Origin of the sequence: Pseudescherichia sp. AS216 (assembly GCF_037152055.1) — a bacterium.
GTDB lineage: Bacteria > Pseudomonadota > Gammaproteobacteria > Enterobacterales > Enterobacteriaceae > Pseudescherichia.
Genome location: NZ_JBBCMV010000004.1, coordinates 398386 through 421022, shown reverse-complemented (window position 1 = coordinate 421022; position 22637 = coordinate 398386). Strand labels below are relative to the sequence as shown.

The following is a 22637-nucleotide window of genomic DNA, read 5'->3' as shown; positions in this document are numbered from 1 at the left end:
TTATTGGGTCTGCTCTTCAAGCTCAGTATGCTCTTCCAACACCGTGGGCCAGCGGCGGAATATCACCACCGACCACACCAGCGCCGCCAGCGCGGGAACTGCGCCCACGTAACCCACGTTCGCCATCGACCAGTGCAGGCTCACCTGGTTACCCACCAGCGCGCCCGCGCCAATGCCGAGGTTAAAGATGCCTGAGAAGAGCGACATCGCCACGTCAGTGGCGTCCGGCGCCAGCGACAGAACCTTCACCTGCATACCGAGGCCGATGATCATAATCGCAATGCCCCAGAATACGCCGAGCACGGCGAGGTACGTTGTGCTGTGCGAGGCGGGGAGCATCAGCACCAGCGAGAGGGTCAGGACAGCAATGGCACCGCTCACCAGCGTCGACGCATGCAGGTTGCCCAGCTTGCCAAACAGGATGCTGCCGATGATCCCTGCGCCGCCAAGAATCAGCAGCAGGACGGTAGCGAAGCTGGCGCTCAGTCCCGCCACGTGCTGCACAAACGGCTCGATATAGCTATAGGCGGTGTAGTGCGCGGTTACCACCACTACCGTCAGCAGGTAGATGCTCATCAGCGCCGGGCGACGAACCAGCTGCGGCAGGCTTTTCAGCGAGCCGGAGTGTTCGCTTGGCAGCTTCGGCAGCAGCTTCGCCAGGCAGAGCAGGGTGATCAGCGCCCCAACGCCAATGATAAAGAAGGTAGTGCGCCAGCCGAAGTACTGACCGACGATCCGGCCTATCGGCAGCCCGAGCACCATCGCCAGCGCCGTGCCGGTGGCCAGCAGGCTAAGCGCCTGGGCGCGCTTGCCCGGCGGTGCCACGCGAATGGCGAGCGAGGCGGTGATCGACCAGAAAATAGCATGCGCGAAGGCAATGCCAATCCGGCTTACGACCAGCACGGTAAAGTTCCACGCCAGGAAGGAGAGCACGTGGCTGGCAATAAACAGCACAAACAGTACGATCAGCAGCTTGCGCCGCTCTACCTGGCTGGTGAGCAGCATAAACGGCAGCGACAGCAGCGCCACAACCCAGGCATAGATAGTGAGCATAATGCCCACTTCCGGGGTTTGCATGCCGAAGCTATCGGCGATGTCAGAGAGCAGTCCAACAGGAACAAATTCAGTGGTATTGAAGATGAAGGCCGCAACGGCCAACGTCACGACGCGCAGCCACGCAACTTTGCGTGAAACAGTGTTCGTTGTCATAAGGTTATAGTAGTGTTGACGAGGGGAAAAGATGGGGCGATCTTAAAACGTTCACTGGCGAAAACACAACCATTTTGTGATTTAGATCTCATTTTAAACCCGTAGTAAGCACGCGTTTTTCCCTAACCTTGATGGACACCATGAAAAAACGGGAATTTATTACTCAGGATCTGCTTAGCAAGATCTTCCAGACGGCCAGCGAGCCGTTACATAAATTACCCGCCGAGCGCGAACTCGCCGAAGAGTATGGCGTTTCGCGCTACACCGTGCGGGAAGCCTTAAAAAAGCTGGTCAGCATCGGCATTATTCGTATCGTGCAGGGCTCGGGTATTTACGTCAGCGAAAACGCACGCAGCAATCCGCTGGTTTATAACTCCATCACCGAAAAACGCTTTGACCAAATGCGCTATCGCCTGCTCAGCCTGCATAAACGGCTGCCCAGCAAGGAGCAGCAGCAGGTATTTGGCATCGGGGAAAATGAGTGGCTATGGTACTTCTGCCGCCTGCGCTACGTGGACGATCGCTGCACGCAGATTGAAACCTCCAGCCTGCCGCTGGCGCGCTTTCCTGACCTCAATCAGCAGGCAATTGAAAGCTCACTGCAACGTTATGCGATCGGCAAAGGCCTGACGCTGTCCCACTTCCTCACCCACTATCAGGCGGTGGCGGTGGATAAAGCCCAGGCCGCGCTGCTGGGCTGCAAACGCGGCACGCCTGCCATGAAAATCACCAATCGCGGCATACTTTCCGGCAGCGAGGTGTGGATCTTAAGCGAGGTGATCGACATTCATTACGAATGTACCTACGTTACGCCGTTCAATGCCGACAACCTGCGCTTTCGCAGCGGCAGTTAAGGCGTGTGCATCGCCCCGTTGGGCAGGCGGCTTTGCGTCCATTCGTGTGGACGATAGACCAGCGGGAAACGCGCCAGCGCCGCTTCATCAACCTGTATACCCATGCCCGGACGATCGAGCGGATACATATACCCGCCCTCCGCCTGCGGTGCGTTGGGGAACACCGCCAGGGTATTCGCCTGCGGCGGAATGAACTCCTGAATCGCCGCGTTATGCAGGTGAATATTAAGATGGGTATTCACCGCCACGCCGACGGGGGTCATATCCGGCGGCCCGTGCCACGCCAGCCGCACGCCAAAGGCCTGGCACAGCACCGCCAGCTTGAGCGCTGGGGTAATGCCGCCGATTTGCGACACATGGCAGCGAATAAAATCGATCCGCCGGTTAACGATCAAATCGTGCCACTCGGCCGGGTTGTTAAATAGCTCGCCCATCGCCAGCGGCACGCTGCTGTGCGCCCGGATCTGCGCTAACCAACCGCTCTGCTGCGGTGACACGATATCTTCCAAAAACCAGGGCTGATAAGGCTCCAGCGCCTTCGCCAGCTGAATCGCCTGCTGCGGAAAAAGCCGCTCATGCACGTCATGTAGAATATGAAAACGGTGGCCGTACTTCTCGCGCAGGGCTTTAAACATAGCGATAGTATTCGCCATGTATTCGTCCTGATCGTAATAGGCGCCCGCCGTGGGTTCGCGTGTAGCATGCAGATCCTGCGGCGTGCCGCCGTAAAAACCGAGCTGGCAGCGAATATAGCGATAACCTTGTGAGAGCAGAGCGTCTACCTGCGGATAGAGTTCATCCATGCTTTCACCGGCAGCATGACTGTAAACCGCAATCGCGTCCTTCGATTTCCCCCCGAACAGCTGGTAGAGCGGCATGCCCGCCAGCTGGCCTTTGATATCCCACAGCGCCATATCCACGCCCGCGATAGCGTTGTTCATCACCGGACCATTTCGCCAGTAGGCGTTTACCTGCATCATCTGCCACAGATCTTCGATGTGGTTGCCATCGCGCCCCATCAGCAGCGGTTTCAGGTACTCATCCACCATGGTTTTGACCGCCAGCGGCCGCTGCTGAAACGTGGCGCAGCCATAACCAACGATACTCTTATCGGTAGTGATTTTGACCAGCACCAGGTTGTGGCGATCGGGGCGGGTGATGAAACATTCAACGTTGGTGATTAAAGTGGGTGTCATGGTCGCTCCTGACGGCTGACTGAAAGCAGATTGCGGGGACTATTATTCCTGCTCTTATTTACCGATTTCCAGCACTTTATTTTGGTCCGTGCAGGGTTGGTAATTGATAAAAAAACCAGACCAATTCTACCTTATTGCTGCTCCCAGCACCTCTCTGTAAGGGTTATGTGAGCATTATCACTTTTTATTGGTCTGTTTATCGCTGCCGCCTTGTCGTAGACTTCTTCAGCATTGAACATGCCGTCATCAAGGCAGATAAGGAGCCAGCAAATGAGTAATCCAGCCATCATCAACGCGCTAATTCAAGGCGTTGGCGGTCGAGAAAATATCAATAAAGTCTGGCACTGCATGACCCGTCTGCGCTTCGATCTGGTGGATGAGGGGAAGATCAATCAACAGGCCGTGACCCAGCTACCTGGCGTGCTGGGCGCACAGCTGCAAAGCGAGCAGTATCAGGTGATTATCGGCCCGCAGGTGAATCAGTGGTATCAACAGATCGGCGGCGAGGTAACCGCTGAGCCAACCGGCGAAGCGCCTGGCAAAGCCAAAAAAGGCTTAATTTCGCTGTTTATGGACACGGTGTCCGGCGTGTTTGGCCCCATCGTACCGGCTATCGCGGGTGCAGGGATGATCAAAGGCTTGCTGGCCGGTTTCATTGCCATGAATCTGCTGTCAGCGAAAAGCGACACCGTGATGGTGATCGATATGATCGCCAGCGGCGTGTTCTGGTTCCTGCCGTTTTTCCTTGCGGTATCCGCCGCCAAAATGTTTAAAACCAACGAATATTTAGCGGCAGCCGTGGTGGCGTGCCTGATGTATCCCTCCCTGATTGAGGCGGCTAAGCAGCTGTCGAGCGGTGCGCCGGGGGCGGTGCAGGCGTACTGGTTTGCCGGGGTGCTGCCGGTGTCGATATTCAACTACGCCTCCAGCGTCATTCCGGTCATCTTCTCGGTGCTGGCGCTGAGCTATATCCATCGTGCGGTGGATCGCGTCATGCCGGAGGTGCTGAGAACGGTGTTTACGCCGACGCTGACACTGTTTATCACCGCGCTGGTGGCGTTAGTGGTGATTGGTCCGGTAGGCATCTGGCTGGGTAAAGGTCTGGCGTGGTGCATTCAGGGCCTGTTTGACACCTCATCGGTGCTGGCAGGGTTAATCGTGGGCGCGATCCGTCCGGTGGCGATCCTCACCGGCATGCACCATGCGATGACGCCTATTGCCCTGCAAAACTTCAGCGAACACGGCTACGACATGCTGATGCCGATGATGTGCATGGCAAACATGGCCATTGCTGGCGCAACCTTTGCTATCTGGTTCCAGAATCGTCATCGCGACGATCGCACCGTGACGCTGTCTGCGGCCATATCTGCGCTGCTGGGCATCACTGAACCGGCACTGTTTGGCGTACTGACTAAAGAGAAGCGTGCGTTTATTGCCGCGACGATTGCCAGCAGCGTGGCGTCGGCGTTTATCGCTTTCTTTGGTGTGCGGCTGTTTGGCTACATTCTTTCCAGCATATTCAGCCTGCCAGCCTACATCGGCCCGTGGTTCCCATATGCTATCTCCGGCGTGCTGATCTCGCTGGTAATGTCGTTTAGCCTGACGCTGCTGTTAGTGCGTCGTGGTGCGGCAGACTAACGACAATCGACAACGATTAAGGCAGGCGGGCGATGTTTGCGGCAATGACGCTTGCCGAGTGTTGGAACTTCGCCTGCTCATCCTCGGCCAGCTGCAATTCGATAATCTGCTGGACGCCGTTCTGGGCCAGCACCGCCGGCACGCCGATGGCGATATTGTTCGCGCCATACTCTCCGTCAAGTACGCAGGAGATGGCTAACGCCCGGTGGCTGCCGGTGAAGATATTGCGGCAGATCTCGGCGATAGTCCCGGCAATGCCGTACTCGGTGCAGCCTTTACGGGCGTAGATATCAAAACCCTGACGGCGAACCTGCTCCGCCAGACGCTCACGATCTAACGCTTCACCGGTCTTGCGCCGGTAGACTTCGGCGATGGGTGAACCGTACACCGAAGAGTGAGACCAGACCGGAAACTGAGTATCGCCATGCTCACCAAGGATAAAGGCATCGATACTCTGTGCGCCAATATCCAGCGATTGGGCGAGAGAGCGGCGCAGACGGGTCGTATCCAGCCATACGCCGGTCCCAATCACCTGATTACGCGGCAGGCCAGAGAGTTTCCATACCTGCCAGGTGATAATGTCACACGGGTTGGTGGCGATCAGAAAAATGCCGTTGAAGCCGTTCGCCATCATCTGTGGCACGATCTTTTTGACGATTTTGGCCGTATTGGTCAGTTCGTCCAGCCGGGTCTGGCCAGGCTGGAGCGGCCCGCCGGAGACGGTGATCACCGCGATATCGACATCCGCGCACTCGCTGACGTCACGGGTAGAGATAGTCATCATCCCTGGCATATAGGCTGCTGCATCTGCCAGATCCTGGGCGTGTCCCTCGACGCGATCGCGGTTGAGATCGACCAGAATCAGCTCTTCGGCAATGTTCTGATTGAGCAGGGCGTAGGCAGCCGACGCACCGACGTTGCCGGTACCAATAATCATGACCTTACGGGCTTTGGTATTCATTCTTTTTCCGTTAACCGTTAATGGCGACTGCTTAAAAATATCCCTTGCGGGTCAACGACGCAACATCCTGAAACATCTATTGTATTATCCTATGACGTCTGCGGTCGCTCTTGCAGCAGAGCGATAAACGCCTCCAGCGGGCGGCTCTTTGCGTCCCTACGCCACACTAGCCAGGTGGTCAGCCAGCGCCACTCCTCGGCCAGCGGCCAGGCGGAAACCTGATGATGGCCAGGCATACTCTCCAGCATGCTGCGCGGCATCAGTGCCAGCCCGGCCCCGGCAACCACACAGGCCAGCATGCCGTGGTAGGACTCCATCTCATGAATTTTGCCGGGCGTGGCTCCGGCTGCCTTAAACCAGCTCTCAAAATGACGGCGGTAGGAGCAGTTAGCGCGAAAAGCGTAAATGCTTGCGCCGTTAACCTGCGTAGCGTCGCTGATAGCCACATGCCCGCCTGGGGCGACGATCATCATCTCCTCCCGGTAGACCGGGATCCCCTCCAGCCCTGGGTGCATCAAGGGGCCGTCAACGAACGCTGCGCTGAGCCGACCCTCCACCACGCCGTCAATCATGGTCCCCGACGGGCCGGTGGCAAGATCAAACTGGATGCGAGGATAGCGCTGGTTGAAGTCGGCCAGGGTAGGAGGAATACGCACGGCGGCCGTGCTCTCCAGCGAGCCGAGCGAAAACAGTCCCTGCGGTTCGTCACCCGCGACCACGCTGCGCGCCTCATCCACCAGATCAAGGATCTGCTGGCTGTAGCGTAAAAAGCTATGCCCGGCGGGAGAGAGACGTAGCCGCTGATTTTCGCGGATAAAGAGATCCACCCCCAAATCCGCCTCAAGCTGGCGGATACGCGTTGTCAGGTTCGACGGAACCCGATGCACCCGCTGTGCGGCTTGGGTAATGCTGCCAGTCTGCGCCACGGCGTTAAACATCTCAAGCTGGGTTAAATCCATGCTGTTCTCGATTTGTGAATGGGTAAGTTAATATTATTCATTTTTCAGAAATAGCAGAGTAGGCCAGGATAAAGCAAGTTCCCTGTTTAAGTAGAGAGACAAATAATGACGATTTCATCAGTAACCCACGCGCTATCCATCAATCCGGCAACGGGAAAACAGCTCTCGGCACGTCCGTGGGCAACCTCGGCAGAGGTCGACTCCTCTCTGGCCGCCGCGCAGCAGGGGTTCCAGCAGTGGCGGGCGCAGAGCGTAGCGCAGCGCGCCCAGGGGCTGCGTAACGTTGGGGCCGTTCTGCGGCAGCACGGCGAAAAGATGGCCCAGCTGATTAGCGCTGAGATGGGTAAACCTATTCTGCAAGCCCGAGCTGAAGTGGCGAAATCCGCCAACCTCTGCGACTGGTACGCCGAGCACGGTCCGGCGATGCTGGCGAGCGAGCCGACCCAGGTCGAGAATAACCAGGCGGTGATTGAGTACCGTCCGCTGGGGGCTATCCTGGCGGTGATGCCGTGGAACTTCCCGGTCTGGCAGGTGCTGCGCGGTGCGGTGCCGATCCTGCTGGCGGGCAACAGCTATCTACTGAAACATGCCCCGAACGTGCTGGGCTGTGCCGAACTGCTGGGCGATATTTTTCGTGAGGCGGGTATTCCGACGGGCGTCTTTGGCTGGGTGAATGCCACCAATGACGGCGTAAGCCAGGCGATTAACGATCCGCGCATTGCCGCCGTGACCGTCACCGGCAGCGTGCGTGCCGGGGCGGCCATCGGTGCTCAGGCGGGTGCGGCGCTGAAAAAATGCGTGCTCGAGCTGGGCGGATCCGATCCCTTTATCGTGCTGAACGACGCCTCGCTCGATCTGGCCGTTAAAGCGGCGGTTGCCGGTCGTTACCAGAATACCGGACAGGTCTGCGCCGCGGCGAAACGCTTTATCGTCGAGGCGGGCGTGGCAGACGCCTTTACCGAAAAATTTGTCGCCGCCGCCGCGGCGCTGAAGCTGGGCGCGCCGGACGTTGAAGAGAACTACCTTGGGCCAATGGCGCGTTACGATCTGCGCGACGAGCTGCATGCTCAGGTTGAGGCAACCCTGAACGAAGGCGCGACGCTGCGTCTTGGCGGGGAGAAAATCAGCGGGGAGGGCAACTACTATCCGGCAACGGTGCTGACCGGCGTCACCTCTGAGATGACCGCGTTCCGTCAGGAGCTGTTTGGCCCGGTGGCGACCATTACCGTCGCGCAAGACGCAGAGCACGCCTTACAGCTCGCTAACGACAGCGACTTCGGTCTCTCCGCCACCGTCTTCAGCGCGGACGAAGCGCGGGCGAACGCCCTGGCGGCGCGTCTGGAGTGCGGCGGGGTGTTTATCAACGGCTATAGCGCCAGCGATGCCCGCGTGGCGTTCGGCGGCGTGAAGAAGAGCGGCTTTGGTCGCGAGCTGTCCCACTTCGGCCTGCGTGAGTTCTGCAACGTGCAGACGGTGTGGAAAGATCGTCTGTAAGCGTCATCGTTAATCCACGCGGCACCACTGTTTATTCAGTGGTGCCGCATTGTCATGGTTCTGTCATTTTTGTTTCGTAGACTCACGCGCAGTGTGTGGTTACAGCAGAATAGTTACAGAAGAATATCATGAACTTAACTAAAATTTTTCCATCTGTATTTCGCCGGAATACGCCACGGCAGTTTGGCTTGCTGGCAGGGATATTGTGTATTATCGGCTTGTTCTCTGCGCTTCAGATCTCCTCATCGCTTCTCCTCTCCCGCTCCCTCCACGACGCCCAGCATCATGAGCGACTCAATCAGCAGGCGCTTCTGCAACAAGCCAGGGTTGATGAAGCGCGGGTGGCCCTGCTGGCGGCCAGCGATCTGCTTAACCGCGCGGGGGTCTATTTTATGCAGGATCAGGCCACCGGCTCCGAGGGCAGCTGGCATAGCCTGATGGACGAGGCCCAGCAGGCGCTGGCGACGTCGCAAAAGAGCTGGCAGGCGTGGCGGGCGCTTAATCCACCCGAAGACGAGGGGCTGATAAACAGCTACCAGCTTTTCTACGGCGCGATTAAAGAGCAGGCGGATGCGTTGACCCGCACGCAGTCCATCGATGCCTTCTTTGCCGTCCCGGCGCAGGCTTTTCAGGCCGACTTCAACGATAACTTTGCCCGCTTCCGTGCGGCCAGCGATGCGCGCGCAGAGGAGGGCAGGCAGACGCTGATGTCCCGCCTGGCCAATCTGCAATACCTGTTTATTCTGGGGCCAGCCCTGTTGCTGATCATCGCCATCGCCGTCTGGTTTGGCATGTCGCGCTGGGTGATCGCCCCGCTCAAACGGCTCATTACCCATATTAATCTGCTGGCGGCAGGCGATCTCTCTGTATCACCGCCGCCGGTGACCTGTTTTAACCGGGAGATCGGTCAGCTCAGCGTCAGCATTGAGGCCATGCAGCGGGGGCTCCAGCAGCTGGTGACGCAGGTCAGCGACGCCACCGCCTCGATGGTGAGCAATATCGATAGCCTGGCGCAGGGTAACCAAAAGCTCTATCAACAGTCGGCTCGCCAGGCAAAAGAGCTGGACGAGGTAACGGCCAACATTGCCGAGCTCGAGTCTCACGTTGAGGGCAATACCGGCTATGCGAAACTCGCCAGCCAGCGCGCCGACGAAGCCCGCCAGGCCGCCGCCGGGGGCGACAGAATGATGGATACCGTCAATGAATCTATGCAGGCGATTGTGGCCCGCTCCGATGAGATGCGGGGTATCGTGGCGCTGATCGATAACGTAGCGTTCCAGACTAATATCCTGGCCCTTAACGCGGCCATCGAGGCGGCCCACGCGGGGAACCATGGCCGTGGCTTTGCCGTGGTGGCAAAAGAGGTCGGACTGCTGGCGCGCAAAAGCAGCCACTCGACGCAGACGATCCAGACCCTGATCCAGCACTCGCTACAGGGGATAGAGGCGGGCTCGCAGGCGGTGAACCGACTGGAGAACAATCTTCAGCAGGTCACCGGCCTGGTGGGGCATCTCAGCGGCCTGCTGAATGATATCTCTCAGGCGACGCTAAACCAGGGAGAGAACATTCATCAGATGACGCGCCAGCTGCACGGACTGAACCAGGTCGCCCGTCGCACCGGCGAGCTGGTGAGCACCGCCGCCGAGGCGTCACAGCAGCTGCACGATGACTCCCGACAGCTTATGCAGGCGGTAACGCGTTTTCGACTTCCAGCCTGACGCTCGCCGCGTGGCTCTGATATACTCGCAGGCCTTTTTTAGTCGGTGAGGAGTGTAGTGTGGCGACGGTCATTAATAATGACATGCTGGAGTCTATTTTGACTCAGGTCCGGCCTTTAATCGGCCAGGGGAAGGTAGCCGACTACATTCCAGCGCTGGCATCGGTTGAGGCGAACAAGCTGGCGATTGCGGTGAGTACCATCGATGGCCGCCACTTTCAGGCCGGTGACGCCGACGAGCGCTTCTCTATTCAGTCTATCTCGAAGGTACTGAGCCTGGTGGTGGCGATGGATCACTATCAGGAGGAGGAGATTTGGCAGCGCGTAGGTAAAGATCCCTCCGGCCACCCATTTAATTCGCTGTTGCAGCTCGAAATTGAGCAGGGCAAGCCGCGAAACCCCTTTATCAACGCCGGTGCGCTGGTGGTATGCGATATGCTGCAAAGCCGTCTCAGCGCTCCGCGTCAGCGGATGCTGGAGGTGGTTCGCCAGCTGAGCGACGTCAGCGATATCACCTACGACAGCCATGTGGCGCGGTCTGAGTTCGATCACTCGGCGCGTAATGCGGCCATCGCCTGGCTTATGAAATCCTTTGGTAACTTCCACAATGACGTAGCGACGGTGCTGCAGAACTATTTCCACTACTGCGCCCTAAAGATGAGCTGCGTCGAGCTGGCAAAGACTTTCCTGTTTCTCGCCGACGAGGGGCGAGCGCGCCATCTCACCCGGTCGGTTATCTCCCCGTTGCAGTCGCGGCAGGTTAATGCTCTGATGGCTACCAGCGGCATGTATCAGAGCGCGGGAGAGTTTGCCTGGCGCGTGGGCCTGCCGGCGAAGTCCGGGGTCGGAGGGGGTATTGTGGCGATTGTGCCCCATGAGATGGCCATCTGCGTCTGGAGCCCGGAGCTTGATGAGGCAGGCAACTCGCTGGCGGGTATTGCTATGCTTGAAGCACTCAGCCGTCAGCTGGGACGTTCGGTTTACTGATGGCCTGCCGCGTCATTACCCTTATCTACAGGGACAGAATTCTATGCTTGCACCGCTGAACATCGCGTTTCGTCCGTTCCATAAAGAGAGGCCCTGGCGCAACGCGGTCATGATCTTTCTGCTGACCACGCTCTTCTACTCTATCGGCGCGATGCTCAGGCTGGTGGAGGAGCTCTCCCTGTTCTGGCCGTTGAACGCGGTGATGGCCGGTGTTTTTGCGCGCTATAGCTGGCTAAACCGACTGCACAACTACGCCATCTGCTACGTGGCGATGCTGGTTTACGATGCCATGACCACTACGTGGGGAGCCACCTCGCTGGTGATCAACCTGTCGAACATGGTGTTTATTCTCACCGTGGCGCTGCTAATTGTGCGGGATAAAAAACGGCCTGAGAGACGCACTTTGCCGATTAACGCCCTGCGGATCTTTAACTACTGTCTGCTGGGGGCGCTGGGCTGCGCGCTGGTCGGGGCGTTTGCGTCGGTGGGGATAGACGAACTCACCTTCTGGCCGCTCTATGCCGACTGGTTTAGCGAGCAGTTTTCTACCGGCGTGCTGATCCTGCCCTGTGTACTCACCCTGACGTGGCCGCGTTGGGTCATGCCGTTTCGCGTTGAGCACCTGCTGCCGATTGCCGCCCTGGTGACGTCACTGGTTGCCTCGGTGGCGATCGGCGGGGCGGGCAGCCTTCTTTTCCCGCTCCCGGCGCTGATCTGGTGTGCGGTTCGCTATTCGCTACTGACCACCGCGCTGCTGACCTTTTTGACCGGTGCGCTGGAAATTATCCTGGTCGCCAACGGCACGATAAACATCTTCGTCGCCAGCCCGCTGCAAATGCCGCGCATGTTCTCGGCGAGACTGGGGATCGCCACCATGGCCATCTGCCCAATTATTGTCTGCGTCAGCGTTAACGCTATCAATACGCTGATGAAGCAGGTGTCGCTGCGCGCTGACTTTGATTTTCTGACCCGGGTCTACTCCCGCTCTGGTCTCTATGAAGCGCTGGGCCGCGAACGCAGGACCGAGGCACGACATTTAACGGTTATGCTGCTGGATATCGACTACTTCAAAAACATCAATGACAGCTATGGTCATGAGTGCGGCGACAGAGTGTTAACGACGTTTGCACAGAAGATACAGCAGACGGTCGGCGACAGTGGGATCGTTGCACGGATGGGGGGTGAAGAGTTTGCCGTCGTCGCCACGACGCAGGATCCTCATCAGGGATTTATGCTGGCAGAGCGTATTCGGCGCGCCGTGGAAGCCCACCCGTTCCGCTGGCAGCAACAGACGCTGTTCCTGACGGTTAGTATTGGCGTAAGCAGCGGCACAACACAGTCATGGGAGCTCACGGAGCGCTTCAATAAGCTGCTGGCTGAGGCGGATGAGTATCTCTACCAGTCGAAAAAAGCAGGCCGCAACCGCACCAGCGCGCGGGAAGGTCAGAGCCCTACGGAATCCCTCACCAATGAGACGGAACAGCAGAGTGTGTGACATTGTCACTTTTGCCAGTACATTTTCCGCGAATTGATTGAAATAACGAATAAAATTGCTTGCCACCTATTTTTAACGCCAATACCATAGCCGAGTATAGGTAGCGGACAACATTGCGCGATGACTGGATCGAATAAGCTCAAACGAAGTGAACAGATCACCGGCACGCGTTTTGTAAGACGGATGTATCTGATGCGTATGCTCGGAACGCTGCTGTGCTTTTTTCCGATCCTCTCTGTGCTGCTAGAGCAGCATCAGTCGCGCTGGCTTATTGTGCTGCTGGCTGCTAACGCCTTTATCTGGCCGACCTGCGCCTTTTTGCGCGCGCGTCGAGCGCAGAAGCCCCTTACGTGTGAACACCACAACCTGATTGTTGACGGGGCGGCAGGCGGTTTCTGGATCGCCATGATGGCGGTGAACCCGCTTCCCTCCGTAGTGATTGCCACCATTCTTCTCGCCGATCGCCTTGCAGCGGGCGGGATTGCGCTTGTACGTAAGGCTGGGGCGACCATGCTAGCGGTATTTGCCGCCGCCTGGCTGGCGCAGGGCATGGCCTTTGAGCCTGCCGTCTCCCAGCGAACGCTGCTTGCCACGCTGCCGCTTATTGCTATCTACGTGCTGGCCTTGAGCGTGCTGACGGATAACATCGCCAAAAAGCTGCGCCACAAGAGCCGCGAGCTGGAACGTATCGCGATGATGGATCCGCTGCTGGATATTGCCAATCGCCGCCTGCTGGAGAAGCGCATCCAGCATGAGCTAGAGAAACTACGCGACGCTGTCCACGCTTCATCTTTGATGTTTATCGATATCGATAACTTTAAAGAGGTGAATGACCGGTTCGGTCATAAGGTGGGGGATACGCTGCTGGTGACGGTGTCTAAAATTTTGCACGTCGCCAGCCGAAAAACCGATACGCCGGCGCGCCTGGGGGGCGATGAGTTTGTGATCCTGCTTCCGAATACGTCACCGGAAGAGGCATTGGTTGTCGCCACGCGTATTATGGATGCCACTGCCGCGATGACAGTCGCTCAGGATACCTCGTTTCGCTGTACGCTCAGCATCGGCATTGCCAACGCCACCGAGGAGATGGAAACCACGACCGACTGGCTAAAAGCCGCTGACGATGCGCTCTATCGAGCTAAGCGCACCGGTAAAAACCGGATCTACGCCCACTGACCAAACGGGCTAAATGCGCTAAGCTTAGGTTTTGATTAGTGAAAAAGGCCCGTTATGAAGACTCCTCAACTTCCTGAAAACGAGCAACAGCGTCTGGCATCGCTTAACGAGTCCGGGCTGCTGGACTCTGGCACACATGAACGTTTTGACAGGCTTACCCGGCTGGCAAAACGGATGTTCGATGTCCCTATTGCGTTGATTAGCCTCGTTGATAGCGATACGCTGCACTTTAAGTCCTGCGACGGTATCCCCAACGGACAGGTGCTGCGTGACATCTCCTTTTGCGGCCATGCGATCCTCAGCCCTCAGCCGCTGGTCGTGCTGGACGCGCACCAGGACGAACGCTTTGTAGATAACCCACTGGTGGTCGGTCCGCCGCACATTCGCTTCTACGCCGGCTATCCGCTGCAGTTGCCGGACGGCTTCAGAGTCGGATCGTTTTGTATCATTGCGCCTGAACCGCGTGGCTTTACCCCTGACGAGATCGCGGTACTGAAGGACTTTGCCGCCATCGTGGAGGATGAGTTTGCTGCCATTAGCGCGGCCACCACCGATGACCTTACCGGCCTGTTTAATCGCCGCGGTTTTAATAATCTTGGTAAATACGCTATCACCAGCGCTCGCCGCCGCGCCGAGCCGCTCACCCTCGCCTGGCTGGATCTTGATAAGTTTAAATATATTAACGATACCTTTGGTCACGAAGAGGGCGATAACGCCCTGCGGGCCATGGCCAACCTGCTGCGCGACAGCTTTCGCGAAGCCGATCTGCTGATCCGTTACGGCGGCGATGAGTTCGCCATTCTCTTCTCGGATACCGATGAGCAGGGCGCGTGGGTCGCGATGCAGCACCTTGCTGAGCAGGCCGACGTGTTCAATCTGACGAGTGGTAAACCGTGGCAGCTGAACTTCTCCTGGGGAGTGAGCGAATACGATCATGACAGCAATCCGGACATGACCAGTTGGATCGCCTCCGCCGATGAAAAGATGTATGCCATGAAAGAGAAAAACGAGCACAAAAACGGCTAGCCGTTTCCCGTTCACGCCGACAAAATGTGATGACGCCCACAATTTTATATTCGTTTTAATAATTGACGCGAATAGGGCGTCTCATTTTGATCAAAACAGGGTTTCATGGTCGTAAAGTCTGGTAAGTTATTGGACCAATCTTCCCAGGTTGTATGACTAATCAAAAAGGAACTCATTGTGAACACGATAAACCGTCGCGATTTTCCCGGTGCCACCTATCCGGAACGTATCATTCAGTTTGGCGAAGGGAACTTCCTGCGCGCATTTGTCGACTGGCAGATTGATCTGCTTAATGAGCACACCGATCTTAACGCCGGTGTGGTTATCGTTCGTCCGATTAAGAGTGACTTCCCGCCCTCGTTGAGCACCCAGGATGGTCTCTACACCACTATCATTCGCGGCCTGAATGAGCAGGGCGAAGCGGTGAGCGATGCGCGTCTGATCCGTTCCGTAAACCGTGAAATCAGCGTCTATGACCACTACGATGAGTTCCTCAAGCTGGCGCAGAACCCTGAGATCCGTTTTGTGTTCTCAAACACAACCGAAGCGGGTATCAGCTACCACGCGGGTGATAAATTTGCTGATGCGCCTGCCGTTAGCTACCCGGCGAAGCTGACTCGTCTGCTGTTCGAACGTTTCACTCACTTTAACGGCGCGGCGGATAAAGGCTGGATCATCATTCCGTGCGAGCTGATTGACTATAACGGCGACGCGCTGCGTGAACTGGTGCTGCGCTATGCCAGCGAGTGGGAATTGCCCGCCGCGTTTGTTCAGTGGCTGAACGAGGCCAACGCCTTCTGTTCAACCCTGGTTGACCGCATCGTAACCGGTTATCCGCGTGATGAAGTGGCGAAACTCGAAGCCGAGCTGGGCTACCGTGATGGCTTCCTCGATACCGCAGAGCATTTTTATCTGTTTGTTATCCAGGGCCCGAAATCGCTGGCATCTGAGCTGCGCCTCGACAAATTCCCGCTGAACGTGCTGATCGTGGATGACATCAAGCCCTATAAAGAGCGCAAGGTGGCTATCCTCAACGGGGCACACACGGCGTTAGTCCCGGTGGCATTCCAGGCGGGTCTGGATACCGTTGGCGAGGCGATGAACGACAGCGAAATCTGCGCCTTTGTTGAAAAAGCGATCTACGAAGAGATTATTCCGGTGCTGGATCTGCCCCGCGACGAACTGGAGTCTTTCGCCAGCGCCGTAACGGGACGTTTCCGCAACCCCTACATCAAGCATCAGCTGCTCTCCATCTCCCTGAACGGCATGACTAAGTTCCGCACGCGTATTCTGCCGCAGCTGCTGGCAGGGCAGAAGGCGACCGGTAAGCTGCCGGCGCGCCTGACCTTTGCTCTTGCGGCTCTGATTGCGTTCTATCGTGGCGAGCGTAACGGCGAAAGCTTCCCGGTCCAGGATGATGCTCACTGGATTGAACGTTTCCAGCAGCTGTGGAGCCAGCACCGCGATCGCCAGATTAGCACCAGCGAACTGGTAAAAGCCGTGCTTTCCGTTAGCGATCACTGGGAGCAGGACCTGACCCAGATCAGCGGTTTGGTAGAGCAAGTCTCCCTGGATCTGGATGCCATTCTGCTGCGTGGCATGCGCGAGGCCGTGAAGCCGCTCTGCTAAGTATTGGGTAAACGCCGGGCGGCGCGCTGCTTGCGCCGGCCTACGGTCAATGCGATCTGTAGGCTGGGCAAGCGTAGCGCCGCCCGGCATTTATTTGCCACCTAAATAGTTACAACATACATATATCACTATAATTTATATACCTTCAGCACCTGTGCAACCAATGGCCTAGTAGCCAACAATTTTCACTACATTTTTGTAGCAAACTTGCAACCGTGATGGCGATCACGTTTAATAACCGCGTCTCTCTCATATGCCTGAATACAACCATGATTGTTCGTCCTCATCAGCACTGGCTTGCACGTATCTTTGTCTGGCATGGTTCGGTGCTACCAAAAATTTACTCTCGTCTGCTGCTTAACTTTATGCTCTCCGTGGCGGTCATTCTGATGCTGCCCTGGTATAGCTCGCTGGGCTTTAGGCTTACCGTGGCACCGTTTAGCATCCTCGGTATCGCCGTGGCTATCTTCCTGGGCTTTCGCAATAACGCCTGCTACAGCCGCTATACCGAAGCGCGAGTACTCTGGGGGCAGCTGATGATCGCCTCCCGCTCGCTGCTGCGCGAGGTCAAAACCACGCTGCCAGCGGGGGAAGGGCGTCACCACTTTGTACTGCTGCTGATTGCCTTCGCGCACTGCCTGCGTCTGACACTGCGACGCAAACCGCTGGAGGGAACGCTGGCGAACTATCTCTCGCCCAGCGAACTGGTGAGGGTGATGAAAGCCCACTCGCCGGCTAACCAGCTTCTGTTGATGATGGGAGAGTGGCTGGCCGCCCAGCGCGGGCCGAACGGGTTGTCTGACATTCTCTATCACAGTATGAATAACCGACTGAACGATATCTCGGCGGTGCTCTCCGGCTGTGAGCGCATTGCCTTTACGCCGGTGCCGTTTGCCTATTCGCTCATTTTGCACCGCACGATCTACCTGTTCTGTATTATGCTGCCCTTTGCGCTGGTTGTAGATTTGCACTACATGACGCCTTTCGTCTCGGTACTTATCTCCTATACTTTTATATCGCTGGATACCTTAGCCGAAGAGCTGGAAGATCCGTTTGGCGTGGAAGATAACGATTTACCGCTGGATGCCATCTGCAATGCGATTGAGATAGATCTGCTGCAGATGAATGATGAAAACGTTGTGCCCGCAAAAATAGTGCCTGATAAGTATTACCAGCTTACGTAACGAAAGCCGGATGCGCCCGTTACCGGCTGGTTAAACCGCCAGGAGGGAAACACGATGGAAAGAGTAATTCAGATGGTTGTTGTGCTGATTGCCTGCGTTGCGCTGTTTGCAACCGCCTACGATCTCTCGTTTGTAACTGAAATTCCATAGCCATGCCTATGGCAAACCAGCGCGTTCTCAGGGGCACTCTTGCCCCTGAGGGTTCGCGTGTTGAACCGCTACATCGTTAGCTCATCCGCAGCTGAAAGAAACGCACCGAGTCACGCAGGTGCTCACTCTGTTCGGTCATGGAGTTCGCGGCAACCGCGGCCTGTTCTACCAGCGCCGCATTCTGCTGAGTAACCTGATCCATCTGCTCAATGGCTACGCCGATCTCCCGGATCCCCTGGTGCTGTTCGTTCGATGCTGAGGAGATCTCTGCTACGATACCGGTCACTTTGTTCACCGAGCTGACAATCTCTTCCATCGCCCGGCTAGCGGTATCGGCATAGCGGGAGCCTTCGGTGATTTTATTCACTGTGCCGTCAATCAAGGTTTTAATCTCTTTTGCCGCATCGGCGCTTTTCTGCGCCAGGTTACGCACTTCACCCGCCACGACGGCAAAGCCTTTACCTTGCTCACCCGCGCGAGCTGCCTCAACCGCCGCGTTGAGCGCCAGGATATTGGTCTGGAAGGCGATACCTTCAATCACCGCAATGATGTCGACGATTTTTTGTGAGCTGTCGGAGATCTCATGCATGCGCATGAGCATATCGTGTACCTCTTTACCGCCTTTCACCGCCGTTTGCGAGGTCTGACGCGCCAGCTCGCTGGCCTTGTGCGCATTCTCGGCGTTGCTCTTCACGTTCTCGGTGATCTGCTGCATATTGGCCGTGGTCTGCACCAGCGAGGCAGCCTGCTCTTCGGTGCGCTGGGAAAGATCGCTGTTGCCCATCGCAATTTCGCTGGCCGCCAGCGAAATAGACTCGCTGCCATGAATGATACCGTTGATAATCTCTGCCAGCCTGCCGTTCATAAACTTGATGGTAGCCAGCAGGCTGCTGTGATCGTTGGCGTTAATCGTGATATCGGTATTCAGCTTACCAGCGGCGATCTGCTGCATAATATCTACCGCATAGGCCGGTTCGCCCCCCAGCTGACGGGAGAGATTACGCGAAATAAACAGCGCAATGAATCCGGTCGCAATCAGGGCCAGCAGCAGCAGGCCCGAGAGCAGATAGAGTGCACGCTGATATCCCTGCGCGGATTCTTCGCCCGCCTTGTTGCCGATAGCGATTTCCATATCCACCAGCGTAGCGAGATCCTTCATCAGCTGCGTGCGGTATTTCGCCGAGACGGCACCGCTGATTTTAGCGGCTTCGTCGAGCCGTTCGGCATTTACCGCCTCAACCAATTTGCCATTGACGTCGACAAAGTGCGTGAAGTTCTCACCCACCTGGCCAAACAGCGCCCGCATCTCGTCCGGCAGCGCATCGGCAATCGCGGCGTAGTGTTTCTGAGCATTGAGGAAGATATCCTGGTTCTGCAACAGCTCCAGACGGTGCTTTTCACGCTCCTGAGGGGTAGGCGAGTTGATATACTGGATCTGCTGCAAACGCATCTCTGACAGCACGCCGCGCATCTCCAGCGAGTAGCGTACGCCGGGCAGGCGATTTTCCCGATATTTATCGATGTGCTGGTTGCTGGCGTTGAGCTGATAGATAGCCACTACGCCTAGCAGTAGCATCATGGCGATCAGAATAGAAAAACCGGTTAAGAGTTTGGTTAAAACCGTAGACTGCGCAAATTTTTTCATAGTGAAGTCTTAGAAGAGATAGGTATGACTAATAACGGCAGATATCGGAAAAGCCTTGATCTAAATAGTTGATCTGAATCACATAGATGGATGTTTTTTATTTTTCGAAATACAATTTTGATTTTGTTTTACATTCTTATGAACAGGGTGTTGAATAAGGGTGAACAGTTTGCAATAAGGCATCTGTCTTAATTCGAGCTTAAGTCGTAAGATTTTGTGCTTTACTGAAGTAAAGGAACCCTGGAGGAGTGACAATGACAGTCGGGAAACGAATTTCAAACGCGCTGGCGTTAAACTCCTCTCTTGGGCGTAGCATCTCTCTTTTTATGGCGGGCCTGCTCATTGCCGGCGTAGCCACCAGCGCCTGGACACTAAACCGCTCCTGGGAGCGCACCGTTGAGGAGAGCGAACGCAACGCCATCAACCTGTCGGTTTCCCAGGCTCGCCAGGCGGAAGATACCTTTCTGCAAGCCGAACTGGCGCTAAGAGATATCCGCCGGAACGTGCCGCAAGAGGGCGTATCGGCCATCGATGTGACGAAATTCAACCTGTACCTTACAGAGATCAAAGAGCGCCTGCCGCAGCTGCATGGCCTGTTTATCTACGATTCACAGGGTAATATGAAATCTACGTCGTTTGGCCGCCAGCCCGCCATCACCAATAACGTTGACCGGGAATATTTTATTTATCACCGTAAAAATGGCCACAGCAGCGTCCATATTGGGCATGTGATCCGCAGCCGCTCTACCGGCGACCTTATTATCCCCGTGTCGCTGCGCCTGAATGATGCCGCTGGCGGCTTTGATGGCGTCGCCCTGGCAACGGTGAAAATTGACTACTTCCGCCATTTCTACAACTACTTTGAGCTGGGCAGTCGCGATCTGCTGGCGATCCTCAGCACCGATGCAACGGTGCTGTATGCCCGCCCGTTTAACGATGATGTCATCAACCGTAACCTTTCGCGGAGCCCGCTATTTACCCAGGAGCTGGTCCGCCAGGATCGCGGCAATGCGACGTGGCGATCGGGTATCGATCGCGTTGAGCGTATCTTTGGTTTCGCTCGCCTGGATCGTTACCCGCTGGTTGTGGCTGCGGGATATGATAAGCCAGCGCTGTGGCGCACCTGGCTGCGCGAGAGCCTGCCGGATATCGTGCTTAACGCTATGCTGCTGTTAGGCACGCTGATCATGGGCGTGCTCATTTTTCGGGTGGTGAGGGTCAACGTCAGGGATCAGACGGAGTTGACCACGCTGCGGGATGAGCTGACCAGTATTAACCATACGCTGCAAACTATGGCGCTGGCGGATGGCCTGACGGGGCTGGCAAACAGACGGCAGTTCGATCTTTTTCTCTCCCAGTCGCTGAGAGCCGCCTCGCTGACCGGCAAACCCGTCTCGCTGATCATGCTTGATATCGACTACTTCAAACGCTACAACGACGCTTATGGTCATGTGGCGGGTGATAACTGCCTGCGGCAGGTGGGGGAAGCATTGCAGAAGCTTAACCTGCGTCAGTCCGATCTTATTGCTCGCTACGGCGGAGAGGAGTTCGCGATTGTTCTGCCTAATACTGACCGTGAGGCGGCATTCACCATTGCCGAGCTTGCCGTCGCTGCCGTGCGCGCCATTCAGCTGCCGCACAAGGAGTCGCTGACCGGGACCAAAGTGGTGACGATCAGCGCAGGTTGCTATAGCCTGGTCCCTCGCGGCGGCGATGATGATGCGCGCACGTTAAAAGAGGGCGCAGATGCTGCACTCTATAGCGCGAAAATGGCGGGGCGTGACCGCGCGGTTATTTCGGATATTCACAAATAATTAACCTTAGTTGTTAGAATACGCGAAAACATTTTACTTTTCGTATATGAAACGCTATTTCTATTTTGATAAAATACTATTTCTTTTTGTGATCGGCGCGACAGATTGGTAGTAACGCAGGGTGATAGTATCTCCTGCGTTTTTCATAGCTGAAAAATATCAACCTGTATAAATAGCCGTGCCTTATGGGATCACAATGATGGATATACTTTTAGGGTTAGTGAAAACGCCCGCGGTGATTATCGCGATCGTTGCATTCTTGGGTTTATTATTTCAAAAAGCATCAATTTCTCGCTTAATTACCGGTACATTCTTATCGTTTATCGGATTTACAATGATTAAAGTGGGCGGCAGCATTTTAATGAAGGTGCTGACAGCCTTTAGCTCGCTGTTTTCCAAGGCATTTAATATAGTTGGGGTCGTGCCAAGTAATGAAGCGATTATGGCGGCCACCATTGATAAGCTGGGCTCTATTGCGGCGCTTATCCTGTTGTTTGCTATGATTTTAAATATTATCTTAGCTCGCTTCACCCGTTTTAAATTTATCTATCTCTCGCTGCACCTGGTATTGTTTATGGCCTTTGCCATCACTGCCGTGCTGCTACAGTTTGGTTTCAGCCACACGATGATGATTGTCATCGCCTCGCTGCTGATTGGAACCTATATGGCCGTATCACCGTTTATTCTCAGCCGTTTTAGCCGGGAAATTATTGGCTCAAATGAGTATGCTATTTCTCATGCGGCGATCTCATCTTATGTGATGGGTTCCTATATGGGGAAATGGTTTGGTAATAAGCAGAACGATACCGAACACCTTAATATCAGCAGCAAGTTTGATTTTATTCGTGAACCCAATATTGCCACGCTGTTGACCATGCTGGTTCTGCTGCTCATCTCCTGCATTTTTGCTACCCAGCCGCAAATTAAAGACGCGATGACCGTGGTCTATGGTGCGGGTGCCGGTGACAAGAACGTGGTGATCTTTATTCTGGAACAGTCAGCTACGTTTGCCTGCGGCCTCTATCTGGCGAAGGCGGGGGTAAACCTGTTCACCGCCGAGATCGTCCCGGCATTCAAAGGCTTTGCGCGCGTCTTTGCCCCAGGCTCAGTACCGGCAGTCGACGTTATGGTTCTGTTTACCAAAGCGCCCAACGCCACGCTGATCGGCTTTTTAATTAGCTTCTCTATTGAACTGGTCTGTATTTTTCTTTTCCCGTTCATTGGCCTACCAATTATCGTTCCGGGAATTATGGCCAGCTTTATCACCGGCGGCGCGGCGGCGATCTTCGGGAATGCAACCGGCGGTTTCCGTGGTGCGGTAATTGCCAGCAGTATCAACGGTTTACTGCTGTGCGTGCTGCCAGCCTTGACGCTGCCGATCTTCTCGCAGCTGGGCGCGCAGGGGGTGACCTTTGCCGATCCTGACTTTACGCTGCCGTCGCTGATCCTTGACTACCTGCTGCGTATAGTGAGTTAATTTAAACGGGAAGGCAGTCTGTGAAG

At 56.0% G+C, this 22637-nt stretch carries 17 protein-coding genes; 12 read left to right on the top strand and 5 right to left on the bottom strand.

Going from position 1 to position 22637, the window contains the following annotated elements:
* Positions 1 to 1209 (bottom strand): sugar transporter, encoded by a 1209-nt coding sequence (locus WFN61_RS14840; RefSeq protein ID WP_312178293.1) that lies wholly within the window; start codon positions 1207 to 1209, stop codon positions 1 to 3.
* Positions 1210 to 1349: 140 nt separating this feature from the next.
* Here WFN61_RS14840 and WFN61_RS14835 point away from each other — a divergent pair, with 140 nt between their 5' ends.
* Positions 1350 to 2063: a GntR family transcriptional regulator gene (locus tag WFN61_RS14835; RefSeq protein WP_144815921.1), complete on the top strand. Its 714-nt coding sequence runs from the start codon at positions 1350 to 1352 to the stop codon at positions 2061 to 2063.
* Here WFN61_RS14835 and WFN61_RS14830 read toward each other — a convergent pair.
* The gene (locus WFN61_RS14830; RefSeq protein ID WP_312282261.1) at positions 2060 to 3259 is read right to left on the bottom strand and encodes an enolase C-terminal domain-like protein; all 1200 of its coding nucleotides are present in this window, start codon (positions 3257 to 3259) and stop codon (positions 2060 to 2062) included. The genes WFN61_RS14835 and WFN61_RS14830 overlap by 4 nt on opposite strands.
* Before the next feature lie 270 nt (positions 3260 to 3529).
* Here WFN61_RS14830 and WFN61_RS14825 point away from each other — a divergent pair, with 270 nt between their 5' ends.
* Positions 3530 to 4897 carry a PTS transporter subunit EIIC gene (locus tag WFN61_RS14825; RefSeq protein ID WP_222890488.1) on the top strand — a complete coding sequence of 456 codons (1368 nt, stop codon included), beginning with the start codon at positions 3530 to 3532 and terminating at the stop codon, positions 4895 to 4897.
* Positions 4898 to 4913: 16 nt separating this feature from the next.
* Here WFN61_RS14825 and WFN61_RS14820 read toward each other — a convergent pair whose 3' ends face one another.
* Positions 4914 to 5858, bottom strand: a complete 945-nt coding sequence (locus WFN61_RS14820; protein WP_312235341.1) for an L-lactate dehydrogenase — start codon at positions 5856 to 5858, stop codon at positions 4914 to 4916.
* An 89-nt stretch (positions 5859 to 5947) separates the two neighbouring features.
* The gene (gene ptrR / locus WFN61_RS14815) at positions 5948 to 6817 is read right to left on the bottom strand and encodes a putrescine utilization regulator PtrR (RefSeq protein WP_312282263.1); all 870 of its coding nucleotides are present in this window, start codon (positions 6815 to 6817) and stop codon (positions 5948 to 5950) included.
* A 105-nt stretch (positions 6818 to 6922) separates the two neighbouring features.
* On the opposite strand from ptrR, the gene sad reads away from it, so the two are divergent.
* From sad to WFN61_RS14775, 8 genes are all read left to right on the top strand, one after another.
* Complete coding sequence (gene sad / locus WFN61_RS14810) at positions 6923 to 8311, top strand: succinate-semialdehyde dehydrogenase (RefSeq protein WP_312282264.1); 1389 nt, start codon at positions 6923 to 6925, stop codon at positions 8309 to 8311.
* A gap of 128 nt (positions 8312 to 8439) precedes the next feature.
* Complete coding sequence (locus WFN61_RS14805) at positions 8440 to 10029, top strand: methyl-accepting chemotaxis protein (protein ID WP_312274108.1); 1590 nt, start codon at positions 8440 to 8442, stop codon at positions 10027 to 10029.
* Positions 10030 to 10088: 59 nt separating this feature from the next.
* Complete coding sequence (gene glsB / locus WFN61_RS14800) at positions 10089 to 11015, top strand: glutaminase B (RefSeq protein WP_313449223.1); 927 nt, start codon at positions 10089 to 10091, stop codon at positions 11013 to 11015.
* Positions 11016 to 11058: 43 nt separating this feature from the next.
* Positions 11059 to 12510 carry a GGDEF domain-containing protein gene (locus WFN61_RS14795; protein WP_257757525.1) on the top strand — a complete coding sequence of 484 codons (1452 nt, stop codon included), beginning with the start codon at positions 11059 to 11061 and terminating at the stop codon, positions 12508 to 12510.
* 183 nt (positions 12511 to 12693) lie between these two features.
* Complete coding sequence (locus WFN61_RS14790; protein WP_144816044.1) at positions 12694 to 13686, top strand: sensor domain-containing diguanylate cyclase; 993 nt, start codon at positions 12694 to 12696, stop codon at positions 13684 to 13686.
* A 54-nt stretch (positions 13687 to 13740) separates the two neighbouring features.
* The gene (locus WFN61_RS14785) at positions 13741 to 14712 is read left to right on the top strand and encodes a sensor domain-containing diguanylate cyclase (RefSeq protein WP_312282266.1); all 972 of its coding nucleotides are present in this window, start codon (positions 13741 to 13743) and stop codon (positions 14710 to 14712) included.
* Positions 14713 to 14889: 177 nt separating this feature from the next.
* Positions 14890 to 16341 (top strand): tagaturonate reductase, encoded by a 1452-nt coding sequence (locus WFN61_RS14780; protein WP_312467105.1) that lies wholly within the window; start codon positions 14890 to 14892, stop codon positions 16339 to 16341.
* A 269-nt stretch (positions 16342 to 16610) separates the two neighbouring features.
* Positions 16611 to 17525 (top strand): bestrophin family protein, encoded by a 915-nt coding sequence (locus WFN61_RS14775; protein ID WP_337038878.1) that lies wholly within the window; start codon positions 16611 to 16613, stop codon positions 17523 to 17525.
* Between the two features lie 226 nt (positions 17526 to 17751).
* On the opposite strand, the gene WFN61_RS14770 is transcribed toward WFN61_RS14775, so the two are convergent.
* Entirely contained in the window at positions 17752 to 19320 is a 1569-nt protein-coding gene (locus tag WFN61_RS14770) for a methyl-accepting chemotaxis protein (RefSeq protein WP_337038877.1), read from the bottom strand.
* Positions 19321 to 19574: 254 nt separating this feature from the next.
* On the opposite strand from WFN61_RS14770, the gene WFN61_RS14765 reads away from it, so the two are divergent.
* The gene (locus tag WFN61_RS14765) at positions 19575 to 21134 is read left to right on the top strand and encodes a sensor domain-containing diguanylate cyclase (RefSeq protein ID WP_337038876.1); all 1560 of its coding nucleotides are present in this window, start codon (positions 19575 to 19577) and stop codon (positions 21132 to 21134) included.
* A gap of 196 nt (positions 21135 to 21330) precedes the next feature.
* Positions 21331 to 22611, top strand: coding sequence for a PTS ascorbate transporter subunit IIC (locus WFN61_RS14760; protein ID WP_312235335.1), 1281 nt, complete (start codon positions 21331 to 21333; stop codon positions 22609 to 22611).
* Positions 22612 to 22637 lie beyond the last annotated feature (26 nt).